This is a genomic window from Streptomyces sp. NPDC014907 (assembly GCF_055562975.1).
Genome location: NZ_JBVHEG010000002.1, coordinates 581,481 through 598,412, shown reverse-complemented (window position 1 = coordinate 598,412; position 16,932 = coordinate 581,481). Strand labels below are relative to the sequence as shown.

16 protein-coding genes are annotated in these 16,932 nt (G+C 75.0%); 12 read left to right on the top strand and 4 right to left on the bottom strand.

Annotated elements, in window-relative coordinates; genetic code table 11:
- Positions 1 to 11 precede the first annotated feature (11 nt).
- Positions 12 to 734 (bottom strand): helix-turn-helix domain-containing protein, encoded by a 723-nt coding sequence (locus tag ACZ3IL_RS08070; protein ID WP_467387769.1) that lies wholly within the window; start codon positions 732 to 734, stop codon positions 12 to 14.
- 523 nt (positions 735 to 1,257) lie between these two features.
- Here ACZ3IL_RS08070 and ACZ3IL_RS08065 point away from each other — a divergent pair.
- The 5 genes from ACZ3IL_RS08065 (at position 1,258) to ACZ3IL_RS08045 (ending at position 6,497) form a co-directional block, all read left to right on the top strand.
- Complete coding sequence (locus ACZ3IL_RS08065) at positions 1,258 to 1,740, top strand: anthrone oxygenase family protein (protein WP_467387767.1); 483 nt, start codon at positions 1,258 to 1,260, stop codon at positions 1,738 to 1,740.
- Positions 1,741 to 2,074: 334 nt separating this feature from the next.
- The gene (locus ACZ3IL_RS08060; protein WP_467387765.1) at positions 2,075 to 2,956 is read left to right on the top strand and encodes an AfsR/SARP family transcriptional regulator; all 882 of its coding nucleotides are present in this window, start codon (positions 2,075 to 2,077) and stop codon (positions 2,954 to 2,956) included.
- Between the two features lie 256 nt (positions 2,957 to 3,212).
- Entirely contained in the window at positions 3,213 to 5,240 is a 2,028-nt protein-coding gene (locus tag ACZ3IL_RS08055) for a helix-turn-helix domain-containing protein (protein ID WP_467387763.1), read from the top strand.
- A gap of 235 nt (positions 5,241 to 5,475) precedes the next feature.
- The gene (locus ACZ3IL_RS08050; protein WP_467387761.1) at positions 5,476 to 6,207 is read left to right on the top strand and encodes a dienelactone hydrolase family protein; all 732 of its coding nucleotides are present in this window, start codon (positions 5,476 to 5,478) and stop codon (positions 6,205 to 6,207) included.
- A gap of 164 nt (positions 6,208 to 6,371) precedes the next feature.
- Positions 6,372 to 6,497: a hypothetical protein gene (locus ACZ3IL_RS08045; protein WP_467387759.1), complete on the top strand. Its 126-nt coding sequence runs from the start codon at positions 6,372 to 6,374 to the stop codon at positions 6,495 to 6,497.
- Here the strand turns inward: ACZ3IL_RS08045 and ACZ3IL_RS08040 are convergent.
- A complete protein-coding gene (locus ACZ3IL_RS08040; RefSeq protein WP_467387757.1) occupies positions 6,494 to 7,792 on the bottom strand; it encodes an IS701 family transposase in 1,299 nt (432 codons plus the stop codon). The genes ACZ3IL_RS08045 and ACZ3IL_RS08040 overlap by 4 nt on opposite strands.
- Before the next feature lie 503 nt (positions 7,793 to 8,295).
- Positions 8,296 to 9,444, bottom strand: coding sequence for a winged helix DNA-binding domain-containing protein (locus ACZ3IL_RS08035; protein WP_467387755.1), 1,149 nt, complete (start codon positions 9,442 to 9,444; stop codon positions 8,296 to 8,298).
- Positions 9,445 to 9,498: 54 nt separating this feature from the next.
- On the opposite strand from ACZ3IL_RS08035, the gene ACZ3IL_RS08030 reads away from it, so the two are divergent.
- Together ACZ3IL_RS08030 and ACZ3IL_RS08025 are read left to right on the top strand one after the other, a co-directional pair.
- Positions 9,499 to 11,502, top strand: a complete 2,004-nt coding sequence (locus ACZ3IL_RS08030; protein ID WP_467387753.1) for a DUF2079 domain-containing protein — start codon at positions 9,499 to 9,501, stop codon at positions 11,500 to 11,502.
- 157 nt (positions 11,503 to 11,659) lie between these two features.
- On the top strand, positions 11,660 to 12,520 hold the full coding sequence (locus tag ACZ3IL_RS08025; protein ID WP_467387751.1) for a hypothetical protein: 861 nt from the start codon (positions 11,660 to 11,662) through the stop codon (positions 12,518 to 12,520).
- A 305-nt stretch (positions 12,521 to 12,825) separates the two neighbouring features.
- On the opposite strand, the gene ACZ3IL_RS08020 is transcribed toward ACZ3IL_RS08025, so the two are convergent.
- Entirely contained in the window at positions 12,826 to 13,446 is a 621-nt protein-coding gene (locus ACZ3IL_RS08020) for a TetR/AcrR family transcriptional regulator (protein WP_467387749.1), read from the bottom strand.
- Positions 13,447 to 13,548: 102 nt separating this feature from the next.
- Between ACZ3IL_RS08020 and ACZ3IL_RS08015 the strand changes: the two genes are divergently transcribed.
- The 5 genes from ACZ3IL_RS08015 (at position 13,549) to ACZ3IL_RS07995 (ending at position 16,854) form a co-directional block, all read left to right on the top strand.
- Positions 13,549 to 14,136, top strand: coding sequence for an NADPH-dependent FMN reductase (locus tag ACZ3IL_RS08015; RefSeq protein ID WP_467387747.1), 588 nt, complete (start codon positions 13,549 to 13,551; stop codon positions 14,134 to 14,136).
- On the top strand, positions 14,133 to 15,698 hold the full coding sequence (locus ACZ3IL_RS08010) for a serine hydrolase domain-containing protein (RefSeq protein WP_467387745.1): 1,566 nt from the start codon (positions 14,133 to 14,135) through the stop codon (positions 15,696 to 15,698). Before ACZ3IL_RS08015 ends, ACZ3IL_RS08010 begins: the two co-directional genes overlap by 4 nt.
- 41 nt (positions 15,699 to 15,739) lie before the next feature.
- Positions 15,740 to 15,982 carry a hypothetical protein gene (locus ACZ3IL_RS08005; RefSeq protein WP_467387743.1) on the top strand — a complete coding sequence of 81 codons (243 nt, stop codon included), beginning with the start codon at positions 15,740 to 15,742 and terminating at the stop codon, positions 15,980 to 15,982.
- A gap of 256 nt (positions 15,983 to 16,238) precedes the next feature.
- A complete protein-coding gene (locus ACZ3IL_RS08000) occupies positions 16,239 to 16,433 on the top strand; it encodes a hypothetical protein (protein ID WP_467387741.1) in 195 nt (64 codons plus the stop codon).
- Between the two features lie 64 nt (positions 16,434 to 16,497).
- Positions 16,498 to 16,854, top strand: coding sequence for a transposase (locus tag ACZ3IL_RS07995; protein ID WP_467387739.1), 357 nt, complete (start codon positions 16,498 to 16,500; stop codon positions 16,852 to 16,854).
- Positions 16,855 to 16,932: the final 78 nt, after the last annotated feature.

The window sequence follows — 16,932 nt, the reverse complement described above, 5'->3', positions numbered from 1 at the left end:
CCCGGGGCCCGTCACAGCCACCCCCTCCGAGCCGCTTCCGCGCCCGCGCGGAAGCGGCTCGTCGTGCCGAGGGCGGCCATCAGCTCGCCCACCCGGCGGCTGTACGTCCGCGCGGACATGCCGAGCCGGGCCGCCGCCGCCTCGTCCGTGAGCCCCGACAGGAGGGCGTCGAGCACCGGACGGAGCTGGGGCGGCAGGTCGTCCGGCGGCGGTGACGGGGACGGCACCGGGTACGCCGGTTCCTCGGCCGCCGCCCAGCAGACGTGGTGGACCCGGACGAGGGCCCGCACCACCACCGGGTCGCGGATCAGCAGCAGCCCGTTGTAGAGCAGTTCCAGGTCGAGCGGGATCGCCGCCACCGTCCGGTCGACCAGGATCATCTTGAACGGGATCGCCTCCACCAGACGGGCCCGCCCGGGAAGGCGAGGCTCCCCCTCGATCCGGGGCAGGGCATGTCGAGGAACGATCCTTCTCACCTCGTCGGCCCGTTCCGCCGCGGCCCGCATGCACGCTCCCGCCAGCTCCAGGAACGGTTCGGGGATCGCGTACGCGGCGGACGCGACCGGGTCGTCGAAGGTCAGCAGCTCGTGCCGGGTGGAGGCGGCCAGTCCGGCGAGCGCGGCGCTGATGCGCCGTGCGCCCCGGACCGGGCGCCCCGCGGGCCGTTGTCCCTCGGCCGTGGCCCGGTTCATCGCCGAACGGGCGAGCGTCACGGAGCCCGCGTTCTCTGCCACCGCTGACCTCCCCCGTCGATCGGTGTCCACTCCATGTACGCATGTGACTGCACACGGTGACAACCCCTGTTGGGGAGGATGGCGAATCCATGCCACGGGGGTCCCGTCCGTCGCGGTGGGAGCCTCCCGTCCCCCTCGCCGGCGCCTCCTCCCGGCCGTGTGCCGACCCCCGGTCCAAGTCCCTTGACGCGGCGGGCAGATGGAGCGGAACCGTGCGGTCCGCGGGCGCCCGGCGCCGCCTGGTCCGGCCCCCTATCACGGGAACGGGCGCCGCCCGGTGCGGGCCCGGCCCGCACCGGAGCGGGCGCGCCGCCCGATACGTACAGCCGTCGCATCGGGTGACGCGTACGGCTGACGCGCGCGGTTGACGTGCCGGGCGGGACGGCGGCCGGTGAGGGCGGGCGCCGACCCTGCCCGGGAGGTGCGCCGGCCCGGTCCGCCCTGCCCGGGAGGTGCGCCGGCCCGGCCCTCGGCTTGACGCGTACGGATCACGCGGAGGACGGCCGGCGGCCAGAATGACCGCATGGCCACCCTCGTCCTCGCCCTCGCCGTCGTCTCCACCGGCCTCTACGCCGGATTCATGCTGATCTTCCTGACCGGGATCATGCCCGCGCTCGCCCGGCTGACGGACGCCGGGTTCGTCACGGCGATGCGCCGCGTCAACGAGTGCGTGCCGAGGCCGGTGTTCCTCACCGTCTTCCTGGGCGTGATCGTCTTCCCCGCCGCCGCGTTCCTCGTCCCCGCCGACGGGCGCACGGACGCGCAGGGGCGGCTCGTCCTCGCGGGACTCGTCTGCGCGGTCCTCAACCACCTGGTCACCATCGGCGGCAACGTCCCCCTCAACACGGCCCTCGCCGCCTCCGGAAGCTCCCCCGACGGGGGAGCGGGGGAGGACCCGTCGGCGGTCCGGGCCGCCTTCGAGAAGCGGTGGAACGGTTTCCACCGTGTCCGCACGGCCCTGATCACGCTCTCCTTCGGGCTCCTCACCGCCGCCGCCGTGCTCTAGGGAGCGGCCCCCGGGGGGCCGCCGCGCCCCCGTCCGAAACCGACCGGGACGACTGTTCCTGGCGCGAACCGGCCTTCCGCGACTCCACGGCGTCCCGCGAAGAACACGCGAAAGCGTACCTGTGAGTCCGGAAACCGTCTTTCAAGTAGGCGCGTTCTGAGCCAGTGACGAAAATCTATCGCCGCCATAGACGGACAAAGGGGGTGAATCACCCTGATATCCGGGAGTGTGGTTCCGTACCTCACGGTTTCTTATTGACATGCCTACGGGGGTCTTTTCTAATCATCGAGAGTCATCCCGCGCGCAGACACCGCACAGGCATGGAGGGGGCAAAGTGGACGTCCGGATCCTGGGGGGGCTGTCGGTCCGTGAGAACGGGGTGTCGATCACCCCGACGGCCGCCGCTCCCCGGCAGCTCCTCGCCCTGCTCACGGCCAGCGCCGACCAGGTCGTCCCCGTGACGGTCCTGACCGAGGAACTGTGGCCGTCCGGCGCGCCGCGCGGGGCCCGCGCCGAACTCCAGTCCCACATAGCCGGGCTGCGCGCACTCATCGCGGGCGCCCTGCGCGGGGCCGCGCCCGCCGAGCCCCGGCCCGGCTGGTCCGACCGGCGCACCGCCGAGGCGATCCTCGTGTCCCAGCCCGGCGGCTACCGGCTCGACACCGGCGGCGGCGCCCACGACGTCTGGCAGTTCGAGCGCGCGGCCGGCGCCGGCTACCGGGCCATGGAGGCCGGCGACCTCCCGCGCGCCGCGCTCCGCCTCGGCGAGGCCCTGACCCTGTGGCGCGGAGACCCGTACGCGGGCGTCGCCGCGGGCCCCCGCCTCCGCAGGGAGATCGAACGGCTCAAGGCCTCCCGGCTCAGCGTCCTCGACCAGTGGATCGAAGCCCAGCTGGGCCTCGGCCGGCACGCCGAACTCGTCCCGGAACTCACCGGCCTCGTCGCCCGCCACCGCACCAACGAACCCCTCCACGCGCACCTCATGGCCGCCCTGACGCGCTGCGGCCGGCACGACGAGGCGCTCACCGTGTACGAGCGGCTGCGCCTCGCCCTCCAGGGGGAGGGCGGCACGGAACCCTCGGCGCGGCTGCGCCGCCTCCAGCGCTCGGTCCTGACCGTGCGGGACGCCGAGGCGCGCCCCGTGTTCGGCTTCCGCGTCCCCGGCCAGTACGCCCCCGCCCGGCCCCGGCTCGTCCCGGTGGGCTCCTTCGGCTGATCCGGCGGGGCGCCCCGGACCGGCCGCGTACCCGCCGGGGACCGGCGCCCGGCCCGGCCCCCGGTCGCCGCGCGACCGTCCCGGCCCCGGTCCGCGACCGTCCCGGCGGCACCGTGCTGCCGCCCTCGCGGAGGGCCAAACGGAATGAAGTGCCGCAACTCACCGTTGACCCACTTCCGAAGCCGAATTAGTTTCGGCGGGCAGGACGGGTTTCCTCCCAGGTGCCCGATTTCGCTCGACTACGGGGGTCCGGACCATGACCACGCACGGCGCGGACGGAGCCGGTGGTGCCGACGCGCTGCTCACGGTCCTCGAACTCCTCGCGGGACAGGCCCCGCAGGCCCGCTTCGACGCGCTCCTGGACGAGGCCCGGCGCGACGGCCTCGGCGACGACGACCTCGACCGCCTGGAGCGGGCCGTCGCCCTCGCCGGCCGGGTCCGCGCCGAACGCGCGCAGGCCGCGCACCGCGAGGCCGGACTCACCGCCCTCACCGACACCGCCCGCGACCTGACCCTCTCCTACGACCTCGACAGCCTGCTGCGCGTCATCACCCGCCGCGCCCGCCGGCTCCTCGGCCTCGACCTGGCCTACGTCACGCTGCGCGGCCCGCACGGCACCTGCTACGTCCACACCACCGAGGGCACCCGCGCCGGCCGCGCCGAGGGCCCGCGCCTCGCCCCCGGGCTCAGGATCGCCGAGGGGTACGGACTCGGCGGCGCCGTCCAGTTGCACGGCGAGCCCGTCTGGACCCCGGACTACCTCGCCGACGAACGGTTCGCCCCCTCCGGCTCCCTCGACGCCGGCGTCCACGCCCCCGCCTTCGACGAGGCCGCCGAGTCCGCCCTGCGCGCCGAGGGCCTGCACGCGATCGTGGCCGTCCCGCTGCGCAGCGGCGACACCGTCGTCGGCACCCTGTTCGGGGCGGACCGGCGCGTCCGCCACCACACCTCCGAGGAGATCGGGCTCCTCGCCGCGCTCGCCGACCTCGCCGCCCTCGCCGTCGAGAAGGCCGGCCTCCTCGACCGGACCCGGGCCGAACTCACCGAACTGGAGCGGGACAGCGCCCGGGCGCGCACCCGGCTCGCCCGCGTGCGGCACATCAGCGAGACCCACGGCCGCATCATGAACCTCGTCCTCGCGGGCGGCGACCTGTGCAACGTGGCCAAGGCCGCCGCCGACGCCCTCGACGCGACCGTGCTGATCCGCGACCCCGGGGGCCGGTGCCTCGCCGCCGCCGGGGACATCCCCGGCCTGGACGAGGAGGCCGTCGCGAAGGCCTCGCTCGACGCCCACGCCCGCCGCCGGCCGGTCCCCGCCGGCGACGGCACCTGGGTCGCACCGGTCATCGCCGGCTCCGAGGACCTCGGCGGCCTCGTGGTCCACGCCGCCACCGGGCTCACCGGCGAGGACGAGAGGCTCCTCGAACTCGCCGCCCAGGCCGTCGCCTTCCTCCTCCTCATGCGGCGTTCCACGGCCGTCGCCGAAGGACCCGTCCGCGACGAGCTCCTCGACGACCTCATCGCGGACCCGCCGCACGCGCCGCAGCAGATCGCCCAGCGGGCCCGCCGCCTCGGGGTCGACCTGCGCCGGCCGCACATCCTCGTCCTCGCCCGGCCGGAGGGCGGCGAGCAGGGCCGGGCGGTCGTGTGGGCGTCCTCGTACGCGTACCGCCTCTCCGGCCTGAAGACCGTGCAGGGCGGCTGCATCGTGCTGCTGCTGCCGGGCGTCGACGCCTCCGCCGCCGCGAAGGCCGTCGCCGCCGAACTGTCCCCGCTGCTCGGGCACCCCGTCTCCGTCGCCTCCGCCGGCCCCGGCTGGAGCCCGGACGGCGTCGGCCGGATGCACCGGGAGGCCGGGCGCTGCCTCGACGCCATGAGCGCCCTCGGCGGGACCGGTTCGGCGGCCTCCGTGCAGGACCTGGGCTTCCTGGGACTGCTGCTCTCCGACGACAACGACGTGGACGGCTTCGTGGAGGCGGCGATCGGGCCCGTACTGGACTACGACGCCGAGCGGTTCACCGACCTCACGCGCACCCTGGAGGCGTACTTCGCCTCCGGCGGCAGCCCGACGAACGCGGCCGAGGCGCTGCACGTCCACCCCAACACGGTCTCGCGCCGCCTGGAGCGGATCGGCGAACTCCTCGGCCCGGAATGGCAGAAGCCCGGACAGGTCCTGGAGGTCCAGCTGGCGCTGCGCCTCCAGCGCACCCGGGAGGTCCTGGCCCGGGGCAGGGTCGTTCCCGACCGGACCCGGCCGCCGGCCCCGCCGGAGCCCGGCCCCTGACGGGCGGGCCCTGAAGGCCGGGCCCGCCGTCCTGGTGCCGCATCGGACAACGTTCGCCCTGCCGCACTCCCCGCCCGGGCCAGGGCGGAGTCCTTCGTGCGTGGTACGTTCCTGCCGCCGTGCACCGCTGCGAACCGAGGAGGTGAGACCGATCAACGCTTTGACAGGTCGGGCCTCCCTCCCCCGCATGGCTTGGGGAGTGCCCGCAGAGGCATCCCGAAAGGCATGAACCGCTATGCGCTTCGTATCTGATGTGTCGTCCGACGGCGTCCGCGAACAGCTCTTCACCCTCGGCGACGTTCCCGGTGTGTTGTGGACGCCGGAAGGCGCCGTCGCCACTCGTCCGCTCGTCCTGATGGGACACGGTGGCGGTCAGCACAAAAAGGCCCCTGACGTCCTGGCTCGCGCACGCCGCTTCGTGACCGAATGCGGTTTCGCGGCCGTGGCGGTCGACGTTCCCGCCCATGGCGACCGGCCGAAGGTCGAGGAGTACGACCGGATCGTGGCCGAGAACCAGGCCCGCGTGGAAGCCGGTGAAGAGTTGGCCCCGCTGATCGCCGGCTTCCAGGCGCTCGTGGCCCGCCGGACCGTGCCGGAATGGCGGGCGGTCCTGGACGCGGTTCAGCGACTCGCGCACGTGGGCGCCGGCCCGGTGGGCTACTGGGGGGTTTCGCTGGGATGCGGACTCGGTGTTCCGTTCGTCGCCGCCGAACCGCGGGTCCGCGCGGCGGTACTGGGCCTGGGCGGGGTGTCGGCATCGGCCGAGGCCGCCGCGCGGATCACCGTCCCCGTGGAGTTCTTGGTGCAGTGGGACGACGAGCGGGTGCCGAGGGTCCAGAGCTTGGCGCTGTTCGACGCCTTGGCCTCGGCCGAGAAGACGTTGCACGCCAACCCCGGCAAGCACGGGGAGATCCCCGCGTTCGAGCTGGAGAGCACGCTGAGGTTCTTCGCCCGGCACCTCGGCTGACACCGCCGCCCGCGGTCCACGACGCGCCGGTCGGGAACCGGCTCCCGACCGGCGCGTTCACTGAAACCGGTCGGCGTGGCCGGCGGAGTTCGGGTTCGGCACATCGACGACGAGCGACAGCGCCTGCTGCGGATCATCCGCGGAGGCACCGGACCCGTGGTGACATGGCGGCGGGCCCAGACGGCCCCCTGCTCAACCGCGACGAAGCCCGGTTCACCGTCCTGCGCTACCTCACCCCCGACGGCACCGACCACACCACCCACGGTGAACGCCGCCTGACGCGGCACTAGCTCGCCGAGCGCCGCGATCCGTAGCCGGAGACGCCGTAACCGGAGGAGCCGTACCCCGGCCCGTACCCCGGTCCGCGCGCGTGGCCGGCGGTCCACCCGGCCGCCAGGGCCGTCGCCGCGTGGGCCGCCGAGGCCAGGGTGATGTGGCGGTGCCAGCCGCGGAACGAGCGGCCCACGAAGTCCCGCAGTCCCGCCCCCTCCCCGATCTCCGCGAAGTCCCGCTCCACCCGGCGGGCCAGCTTCGTCAGGCGCAGCAGGGAGCCGACCGGAGACCCCGTCAGATCGCTGATCCACACCCGGGACGGGGGCCGCCGGGGGTCGTCCCACTCGCCGAGCAGCACGAGCGGACGCATCCGCTCCCCGCCCGGCGAGGGCAGCGCGACCCGGACGGCCGCCGCCAGCGAGGTCCGCGAGGTCCGCGCACCGGCCACCGTGTCCACCCAGCTCACCGGCCTGCGCAGCCCCTTGAGGGACTCCAGTATCTGCGCGGCGGGAAGCGGGCCCGCCCCGAAGCCCGGCAGCGAACGGTCCGCGAGCGCGAGCCGGGAACCCGGCCCGATCCGGGCCACGACCGGCACCCCGGCCCCGGCGAGCCGGGCCAGGGCCGACCGGCCCGCCCCGCCCCGTATGTCGATGAGGACCGGCCTGCGGGTGACGTCGGCCCAGCGGGCCGTGTCGAGCGCCGCCGCGACCGCGCACTCCTCCAGGGTCTCCCCGCCCGCCTCGTCGGGAACCTCGGCGCGGTCGCGCCGCGTGCGGTCGTTCACCCAGGGGTCCGGCAGGAAGAGGCGCCAGTTGACCGGGACGCTCAGCTCCTCCCCGGCGAACCACACCCCGAAGGCCTGCTGGCCGTGGAAGGCCTGCCCGCGCTCGGGGTCGAAGCTCCGGACCACGCCCACGGAGTGCTCGCCGGCCTTCGGGATCGGCATGGGCCGCACCACCCAGGCCTGCGGGTGACCGGACCGCTCCAGGTACCGGGCGAGCGCCGCCCGCATGGGCTGCCAGTCCCAGGTGGAGCTGGAGACGAAGTGGTGCAGGCTCTGCTCGACCGCCGGCCCGCCGATCTGCGCGGCGATGTTCCGGATCGACTTGCGGCCCTGGGCCGTGAGCAGGCCGTGCAGGTACTGCTCGGCCTTCAGGCGCTGGTCGCGGCGCGGGAAGCCGGAGAAGAGCGCGGCACACAGCTCGGCGTAGACGTCCCCGCGCGGGCCGGCCGGCCCGGCGACGCCCAGGGGCACGGCCGGGGCGACGGCCCCGGTGACGGCGCTGCGCTTGGTTGCGACGGATGTACTCACGACACTCCTGCCCGAAGGTTGAGCAGCTCCCTCCCGCTGCCCCACCACCGTCGCCCGCCACCGCCCCCGGGGGCGAGGTGTACCCGGCACCCGAATCGGCCGCCGGATGGTGGCCGGACCACCTCTCCCGGTCTCCGCGCAGGTCAGAGCGGTCCCCGCCACCCCCGCCGGGGCCGTCCGGAACGGCCCCGGCGGATCTGACGGACTCGCGGTTCCGCCTTTGACCCGTCGCCCTGCGTGGCCGGACCATCGCGGAGCGAGGCGATACGGGCCGGCCGCGGTCAACGCCCCGGTCCGAGAGCCGGCCCGTACGCCTCGCCCCGTCACCTCCCGGAAGCCCGCGCCGGACGGCCCGCGCGGTGCCCCGGCGGAGCCGTCCGGCCGGCCGTGCGTCCGGCCGGCCGTGCGTCCGGCCGGCCGTGCGTCCGGCCGGCCGTGCGTCCGGCCGGCCGTGAAGCGCCCCCCGTCGCCGTACCGGGACCGGACGGCTTCCGGCCCGCCCGTCAGGACCCCGGCAGCAACCGCGTCTCGGCCGCCGGAAGCCCCTTGGCCCACCAGTGGTCGTAGCGGCGGTGGACGAGCGGGTCCCGGGCGGCGAGGAGCCCGGCCAGCGCCCCGGCCTCGGCCGCGATCTCCTCCCAGACCCCGGCGGGCAGCGGGTGGAAGGCCGCGACCTCGATCCCCTCGCCGGACGGCCGCCAGACCCCGGCCACGTACCCGTCGACCAGGAGCGTCGGCAGGGTGTCGCCGTTCACGCGGATCACCTGCCGGCGGTACGCGGGCGGGATGATCCGGGCGCGGTCCGCGTACGCCAGCAGGGTGCTGTCCCACATCGCCATCAGGCGCGGCGGAGCCGGGGTCTCCTCGTCGGGGAGCGGCGCTCCGGGCACGTCGTACAGCACCGTGCCGCCGTCCCCCTCCCTCCGCTCCAGCTCCTCCTCCAGGGTCCGCACGGCCTCGCGCACCAGGCGCCGGGGCGCGAGCGTGAACTGCGCCATGTCCGCCACGGACGCCGGGCCGAACCCCTCCAGGTAGCGCCGGACCAGGACGGCCAGGCCGGCCGCGGACGCCTCCGGGTCGGCGAGTGCGACCGGTCCGGCCGCCGCGACGAAGGACGGCGCGGTCCCGAACGACCACGGCGGACCCGAGGGCACGTGCCACAGCGGCGCGTACTGCCGCACCATCCGCCACACCACGGACTCCACCGGCCCGCCCCGGCTCCGCTCGATCAGCCCCCGCAGCTCGGCCCCGCTCCTGGCCACCCCGGCGTGCGCGAGCAGCCCGGGGAGCAGCGCGTCGGCGTCGGCGGCGGTGAACCCCGCCGCGACGAACCGGGGATCGTGCAGCCGCGAGCCGCGCAGCGTCGGCTCCATGGCCTCCCGGAAGGACCGGTAGTCCCCGGCGTGCACCAGGTGCAGGGTCAGCCGCATCAGCGTCGACCGGACCACCCGGAAGCCGTCCACGGCCCGGTCGAGCTCCTCCGGGTCGAAGTCCGCCGTCCTGTTCCACAGCGCCACGTACGGCGAACCCGGCAACTGCGCCTGGAGGGCCACCACCCGCCGCACGGCCTCCTCGACGCCGACCGGTTCGCGGGAGAGGAGCAACTGCCGTGCCAGAGTGGCCCGGTTGAGGGCGCGTGCGGTGATGACCATGGCCCGATTCTGCCCCCCAGGGACGGCGGGGGGCGCACCGTTAGGGTCGGGCCCATGGAACTCGCGCCCCCGTCCACCCCGCCCGGCCCGCCGAACGGGACCGCCGGCGTGCCGCGTCCGCGCGGGGAGGCGCCCGGACCGCCGGAGGAGACGGGGGACGGGCCCCGGGGCCGCCGGGGCGGGGTCCCGCTCCCGTACCTCCCGCGCCGCCGGGGCGAGGCCCCCGCCCCCGGCGGCGGGGACGCGGCCCCGGCCGCCGGCCGTCGTGGCGCGTTCCCGCTCCTGCGCCGCCGGGGCGCGGCCCCGACCCTCCTCTGCTTCCTCGTCTGCGCGGGCCTCGGCATGCAGTCGTGGACCGCGCTGCGGGTCACCGGCTTCGACCTCGGCATCTTCGACCAGGCGGTACGGGCCTACTCCCACCTCGAACCGCCCCGGTCGCCGATCAAGAACACCCACCACGAGTTCCCGCCCGGGTTCTCGCTCCTGGGCGACCACTTCACCCCCGCGCTCGCGCTCCTCGCGCCGCTCTACCGGCTGTGGGACGACCCCCGGGTCCTGATCCTCGCGCAGGCGGCGCTGTTCGCGGCCGGCGTGCCGGTGGTCCGGCGCATCGCCCGGCACTCCTTCGCGGGCGCCGGGCCGCTCGCCGCCCGCCGCGCCGCCGGCCTCGGCGCGCTGGTGTACGCGGTGGGCTGGCCGCTCCTGAACGCCTCCCACAACGGTTTCCACGAGGTCGCCTTCGCGGTGCCGTTCACGCTCCTGATGCTGGAGCGGGGCCTCGCCCACCGGTACGGCGCGGCGGCCTGCTGGGCGGCGGCGCTGTGCACGGCGAAGGAGGACATGGGCCTGGTCGTCGGCGCGTTCGGCCTCGTCCTCGCGGTACGCGCCCACCGCGCCGGCCACCGCCGGGGCCGGGCCACGGGGGCCGTCCTCGCCGTGGCCGGGCCGCTGGTGTCGGTGGCCGTGATCACCTGGTTCCTGCCCGCGATGGGCGGACCGGAGGGCTACTACTGGTCGTACGGCCGCCTCGGCGCCGACGCGGGCGAGGCCCTGGCCCACGTCGCCACCGCTCCCTGGGTGCTGCTCCAGGTCGCCGTCACGCCCTTCGTGAAGGTCGTCATGACGGCCTGGATCCTGGGCACCCTCGCCCTCCTCCCGCTGGGCTCCCCGACGTTCCTGCTCGCCGTCCCCCTCCTCGCGGAACGGGTCCTCTCCGACAACCCGAACCACTGGCCGGTGATCAACCACTACGACGCCTTCCTCTGGCCGATCCTCCTCACGGCGGCCCTGGAGACGCTGGGGAGGATGTACGGGGAGCGCGCCGCGACCGGCCGCCGGCCGCTGCTGCCGCGCCGCAGACCGGACGCTCCCGCCGGCCCGGGACGGGGGCCGTCCGTACTGGGACGGGAGTCGTCCGTACCGGAGCGGGGGCCGTCCGCCCCGGGACGGAAACCCTCCGCGCCGGAGCGGGAGCCGTCCGCCCCGGGACGTCACGGACCCCCCGTACCGGAACGCCGCGAACCGGCCGCCCCGGAGTGCCGCGAACCGTCCGCCCCCGACCCGCGCGGGGCGCACGCTCCGGCCCTGCGCTGGACCGTCGCCGCGGTCGTCCTCTCCTCGGCGGCGGCCGTGCTCCTCGGCCTCGGGCTCCTGGTGCGGCCGGACTCCTGGCGGCCGTCCCCGGACAAACGCCCGCTCGCCGCGGCGGCGGAACTCGTCCCGGACGGCGCGACCGTGGAGGCGGACAACGCCGTCGCCCCCCGGCTGACCGCCCGCGCGGACCTGGTGATCGCCGACGGCACCCCCCGGGGCGCCGACTGGGTCCTCCTCCGCACGGAGAACAGGACCTTCCCCTTCGCGTCCACCGGCGACCAGCGGCGGCGCGTCGCACTCCTCCTGGCCCACGGCTACACGGAGGTCTGGCGGCAGGACGGGACGGTCCTCCTCCGCCGCACCGGGCGCGTCCCGGTCCCCGGCGAGCGCCGTCCGGGCCCCGGCAGCACGCCGGTCCGCGAGGCCGTCCCGGAGGACGTCGGCACGAACCCGCTGCTGCGGTAGGGCGCGTGCCGAAAGCCCCGCCCGGCGGCGCCCGGCACGCACGCCCCGGCCGCGTACGCCGCGACCGGCCCCCGGTCCGTTCCCGGACGCCCCCGGTTCACCGGCGCCACGCCCCGGCGCCACGCGGTCCTCACCCGGCGGCGCGAGGATCACCCGCATGACCCTCACCTCCCGGGCCCCGCGCCCCGCCGCCTCCGCCGTCGTCCTCGCCGCCGCCGCGGCGCTCCTCGCCCCGGCCGCCCCGGCACACGCCGCCGCCAACGCCGTCCCGACGTACGAGGTGAAGATCAACCTCACGGCGGCGGCCCTCGACGCCTCCCACGCGCCGAGCGCGGCCGTGAAGGCGGCCTTCGGCATCACCGGTTCCGCCAAGGCCCGTTCGTACGCCTACTACGACACCGACGGCCTCGCCCTCGACGCCCAGGGATGGAGCGTCCGGCTGCGCCACAAGGACGGGTCGTCGTTCGAGGAGACGTACAAGAAGCGCTTCCCCGTCACGAACGGCGACATCGGGGCCGCGCTCGACGCCGCCAACGCGGCGGGCTTCGACAGCGGCGACACCGCCTACAAGGCCGAGGTCGACTGGGGCTACGCCAAGCAGACCCTCAGCTTCAGCACCGAGAAGAGCCACAGCGCCAAGGGCTACACGGGCACCGCCCTCCCCACGAGCACCACCGGCCGCACCTGGCTGGTCAACGACGTCCCCGGCGAGCTGGAGAACTGGGGGAGCGCCGGCTGGGGCGAGGGCGTCCTCCAGCAGTCCCGCGCCCACGGACCGGTCACCGCCAAGGTGTACGGCGGGGAGTGGGGCGCCTCCGACGACGCGAGCATCGAGGTGCTGCCGGTGGTCGGGGCGGACGGCACCGGCACGGAGTACGTCGTGGAGCTGTCCTTCAAGACCGACTCCGCCGCCGACGCCGCCGAACTGCACGCGGACGCCATCGCCCTCGCCGACTCCAAGGGCTGGCTGTACCACGGCGACATCCTCAAGACGCAGCTGATCCTCGACCGTTATTAGGACCTGTCGTCCGGATCAGTGTGTGGCACCCCGTGGCGCCCGGACACCAGGCAGAAGTACCGGGTCCGCGGAGACCCGGTAGCGCCCTTCCCGCTCTTCGGGATCTCGTTGGCCGGCACGGGGTGGTGTCAGGTGCCGGGCGCCGCTGGGCGTAGGACTTGACCGTGGCGCAGAAGCGACGACGGGTGCGTGGCCCCGGCGTGGGCTGTCCCCGGTCCCGCGGGAGCACCACCCGTCCGGGAGCGGCGTGCGGCGGGGGTGCGTGCCGTGCGGCGCGGGTCCCGGCACGATCCGGGAGAAAGGCACTAGCTCGCCCGGTAGTACGCCAGGAACATGTCCACGCCCCGCTCGATCAGCCGCTCCGTCAGGTCCGGTGACAGGCGGTCGCCGTATGTGCTGTGGACGAGGTGCGGGTACAGCACGAGGGCGTAGAACTGGATGATCGCGACCTCCAGGTCGGGGATCTCCAGATCCGGCGTGCCGTGCAGCGCGGTGCCGAGGGGCTCCGCGAAGCGTTCCGGGCCCTGTTCGCGCCAGGCGCGTCCCAGGCCGGGGAAGCGGCGGGTCTCCGCGGCGATCAGGGTGCGCAGCCGCAGGACGTCGTCCTGGGCGATGCCCCGCACCCAGCCGCGGGCGGTGGCGATCAGGACCTCGCGGATGTCGTCGTCCGCCTCCAGTTGCCGGCCCATCTCCTCGGCGGTGGCGCCCAGCGCCCGCTCCAGCGCGTCGCCGATCACGTCGGCGAAGAGGTCCTCTTTGCTGCCGAAGTGGTTGTACACCGTCATCTTCGACACGCCCGCCTGAGCGGCGATCTGATCGACGCCGGCGCCGAAGCCGTGCTCGAGGAATTGTGCGCGCGCGGCGCCGATGATCGCCGCGCGCTTGCGGGCGGCGCGGTCGCCGGAGGGGCGGGTGCGTTCGTTCATCGGAGTCAGCGTAGCAGCCGAAGTGGACTCTTGAGTCCAACTGGACTGTGCCGTACAGTCCAGTTCTGTTCGAGTGACACCGACCCGACGGAGCAGCCTGCCGTGAATCACCTCAACGTCCTTGCCCTCTCCGGAAGTCTGCGCACCGGCTCCCACAACACGGCGCTGCTGCACGCCGCCGCCGAGCTCGCTCCCGAGGGCGTCGCCGTCGACATCTACGGCGGGCTGCGCGCCATCCCCCCGTACGACATGGACCTGGACACCCCGGACGCGCGCCCCGCCGCCGTCCGCGAGCTGCGCGAGCGGATCACCGCCGCGGATGCCCTGCTGATCGCGACCCCCGAGTTCAACTACTCGATACCCGGCGTGCTGAAGAACGCCATCGACTGGGTCAGCACCGACTGGACCGGCACCGAGGGCCTGCCGCTGCGCCGCAAGCCGGTCGCGATCGTCGGCGCGTCCCCGTCGGCCTTCGGCTCCGTACGGGCCCAGCTGGCGCTGCGGCAGGTGTTCGTGTGGACCGACTCGGATCTGGTCGTCAAGCCCGAGGTCATGGTCTTCCGCTCGCACGAACGCTTCGACGGGTCCGGCCGGCTGGCCGACCCCGTCACCCGCGAGCTGCTGTCCGACCTGCTCCGCGCCCTGGTGGCCAAGGCCGCGGGCCGGCAGCCGGCGGGGGCCCGACGATGACCACCACGACAACGGACACGACGGTGGTGCACGGCACCGCGGCCGAGGAGTTCGGCGCGGTACGGGACGCCTTCGGCGCCGTCGCGGCCGGTGAGCCCGGGCTGAGCGCGCAACTGTCCGTGCGGCTGCACGGGCGAGACGTCGTCGATCTCTGGACGGGGCCCGGGGTGACCGGGGACTCGCTGCTCGCGCTGTACTCGTCCGGCAAGGGCGCCGCCCATCTGCTGGCCGCGCTGCTGGTGCAGGACGGCGCGCTGGAGCTGGACCGGCCGGTCGCGCGCTACTGGCCCGAGTTCGCCGCCGAGGGCAAGGGCGGGATCACCGTCCGCGAGCTCCTCTCGCACCGGGCCGGCCTGATCGGCGTCCCGGAGGGCTTCAGCACCGCGGAGCTCGCCGACGACCAGCGGCTCGCCGAACGCCTCGCGGGGGCGCGCCCGTACTGGGCACCGGGGGAGGGGTACGGCTACCACGCCTTCACCATCGGCGCGCTCATCGGTGAGGTGGCGCGGCGGGTCACGGGCAAGAGCCTGCAGCGGCTGTACGACGAGCGGTTGCGGGAGCCGTACGGGCTGGACTTCCACCTCGGGCTGCCGGAGGCCGAGGAGCCGCGCCATCTGCCCGTACAGCCGCTGCCGCCCGAGCGGCAGGCGCAGGCGGACGCGCAGGCCCCGGCGCCGGACTCGCTCACCGGCATCGCCTTCAACCTGCACGCCGACCCGCCCACCGACCTGGCGGACTTCGCCGGCGTCCGGTCCGTACGGGCACAGGGGCCGGCGTCATCCGGCAGCGTCGGCACCGCGCGCGGCCTCGCCAAGCTCTACGCCGCCGCGATCTCGCCGGTGGACGGGCGCCCGCCGCTGCTCACCGCCGGCACGCTCGCGGAGTTCACCACCCCGCACACGCCGGGGGTGGACCTGGTCACCGGAGAGGAGGGGCACTTCCTGCTCGGATTCGAGGCCCAGCACAAGCGCTATCCGGGCCTGGGCACCCGGGCCTTCGGCCACAGCGGGGCGGTCGGCGCACAGGCCCTCGCCGACCCGGACAGCGGGATCGCGTACAGCTACACGCGGCGGCGGTTCGCGTACGGCGGGGGCGGGGGCGCCGCCGAGAACCGGCAGCTGGTCGCGGCCGTGGCGAGCAGCCTCGCGGCGCTGCGGCGCCGAGTGCGGGGGCGGGCCGCCCGGACCGAGGCGGCCCGCCTCCGGCATCAACCGCGCGCGCCGGCGGCTTCCTCCGGCGCCGTACCCGCCGACCGTGCCGCCGCGTCCCCGCCCGGCGTCCGCCCGAGGCGCCCGGCGACCACCAGCAGCACCGCCGTCGCCGCCGCCGCGACGAACACCGCCGTGCGGATGCCGTCCGTCGCCGCCGACCGCAGCGCCTCGCCGGTCCGGTCGCGCACACCGGAGTCGGCGATGGCGACCAGCACCGCGAGGCCGACCGCGCCGCCGGCCTGCCGGCCGGTGGAGGCCATGCCGGAGGCGACGCCCTGCCGCCGCGCCGGCACGGTGGCGGCCGCGGCGGCGAACAGCGAGGTGAAGACGATGCCCAGGCCGAAGCTGTAGAGCGGCGTCGGTCATGGACGACGGGCGTTCAGGCGGTGAGCATGGCCGGCTGGAGCCTCCGAGGAGGCGGGGACTCCGTGGCGATCTGCGGCCTCGTGGGCGCGCTCGCCACTTGGTACGCGGCGCGCGGCAGCGTCGTTGCCCTGCGGCGGGTGGCGCTCCTCGTCCCCGCCGCAGGTCTTGTCCTTTGTCTCCTCACCGACAACCACGGCGTGGGCCTTCTTGTCGGCAGCGCGCTGGGAGCCGGACTGGCGGCTCCTGCCCGCTCGCCCCTGGCGGTCTGACTCGGCGTGACGGCCGTCGGCCAGACGGTTCCCCAGGAATTGGCCACCTGTGGGGAATTGCAATTGGCCACTGGCACCGCCCCTTCGAGTGGCGACGAGAACACGCGTCCGACAAGTCGGCCGTGTTCTCGCGCCGGTATTCAAGGCGCAACAGCGAGCGTGCAGATCCAGCGGCCGGCGAGATTCACCACGGAACGGCTGCGCTGGTTCGTTTGGATCGCTTCCGCCCGGCAAGGTCATCGTTGATGATGTCCGTGTGACTCGCCGCATCAGCGCTCTGATCTCGGCCTTCGGCGTTCTTGTCAGCGTGGTGCTGCTGGTTCTTGCCGTTCGTGAGTACCGCTCCGGGGCCTCGGTTCTCTGGCTCGTCGCCGGAGCCATGATCTTCCTCAGCGCTTCGTACACGCTCGTGCGGGACGCGCGGCGACTCCGCCCCGGGCCGACCGCCTGACAGCGGCGCCGTTCCGGCCAGCCCCGCCCGTCGTTGTTCTTCGTGTGCCGTTGACCGACGCGCGGTGGGCGCGAATCGAGCCGTTGCCCCGGATCGGACGCCACGGTGGGGTGGCCGGTGGCGGGATCACCGAGAAGTGATCGACGCGATCGCCGGGAAGTTCCAGACGGGATCGCAGTGGACCCGCCTCCCGGAGAAGTACGGTAACCGGCGAGGCGTCTACAACCGGCTGCGGCGCGGTAGCCGGGGCGGCAGGCCACCCGCCTTCGACCGCGAGGCGTACAAGCAGCGCAACACCGTCGAACGCCGCATCAACCGCTTGAAGCAGTGGCGGGGCATCGCCACCCGCTACGAGAAGACCGCGACCGTCTACCTGGCCGGACTCCACATCGCGGGCACCTTTCTCCGGTCGGCGCGGTGATCCGAACGAAACCGCCGAGGAGGGGACCGGGCGGCGGGCCGGTCCTCGCCGCCCGGCCCGGACCCGCGCCGCCCCCGG

Bases quoted from the DNA above. Each gene is read 5' to 3' on its own strand.
- ACZ3IL_RS08065 (WP_467387767.1), top strand. From the start codon at position 1,258: ATGGCCACCCTCGTCCTCGCCCTCGCCGTCGTCTCCACCGGCCTCTAC.
- ACZ3IL_RS08055 (WP_467387763.1), top strand. From the start codon at position 3,213: ATGACCACGCACGGCGCGGACGGAGCCGGTGGTGCCGACGCGCTGCTC.
- ACZ3IL_RS08050 (WP_467387761.1), top strand. From the start codon at position 5,476: ATGCGCTTCGTATCTGATGTGTCGTCCGACGGCGTCCGCGAACAGCTC.
- ACZ3IL_RS08045 (WP_467387759.1), top strand. From the start codon at position 6,372: ATGGCGGCGGGCCCAGACGGCCCCCTGCTCAACCGCGACGAAGCCCGG.
- ACZ3IL_RS08035 (WP_467387755.1), bottom strand. From the start codon at position 9,444: ATGGTCATCACCGCACGCGCCCTCAACCGGGCCACTCTGGCACGGCAG.
- ACZ3IL_RS08030 (WP_467387753.1), top strand. From the start codon at position 9,499: ATGGAACTCGCGCCCCCGTCCACCCCGCCCGGCCCGCCGAACGGGACC.
- ACZ3IL_RS08025 (WP_467387751.1), top strand. From the start codon at position 11,660: ATGACCCTCACCTCCCGGGCCCCGCGCCCCGCCGCCTCCGCCGTCGTC.
- ACZ3IL_RS08020 (WP_467387749.1), bottom strand. From the start codon at position 13,446: ATGAACGAACGCACCCGCCCCTCCGGCGACCGCGCCGCCCGCAAGCGC.
- ACZ3IL_RS08010 (WP_467387745.1), top strand. From the start codon at position 14,133: ATGACCACCACGACAACGGACACGACGGTGGTGCACGGCACCGCGGCC.
- ACZ3IL_RS08005 (WP_467387743.1), top strand. From the start codon at position 15,740: ATGGCCGGCTGGAGCCTCCGAGGAGGCGGGGACTCCGTGGCGATCTGC.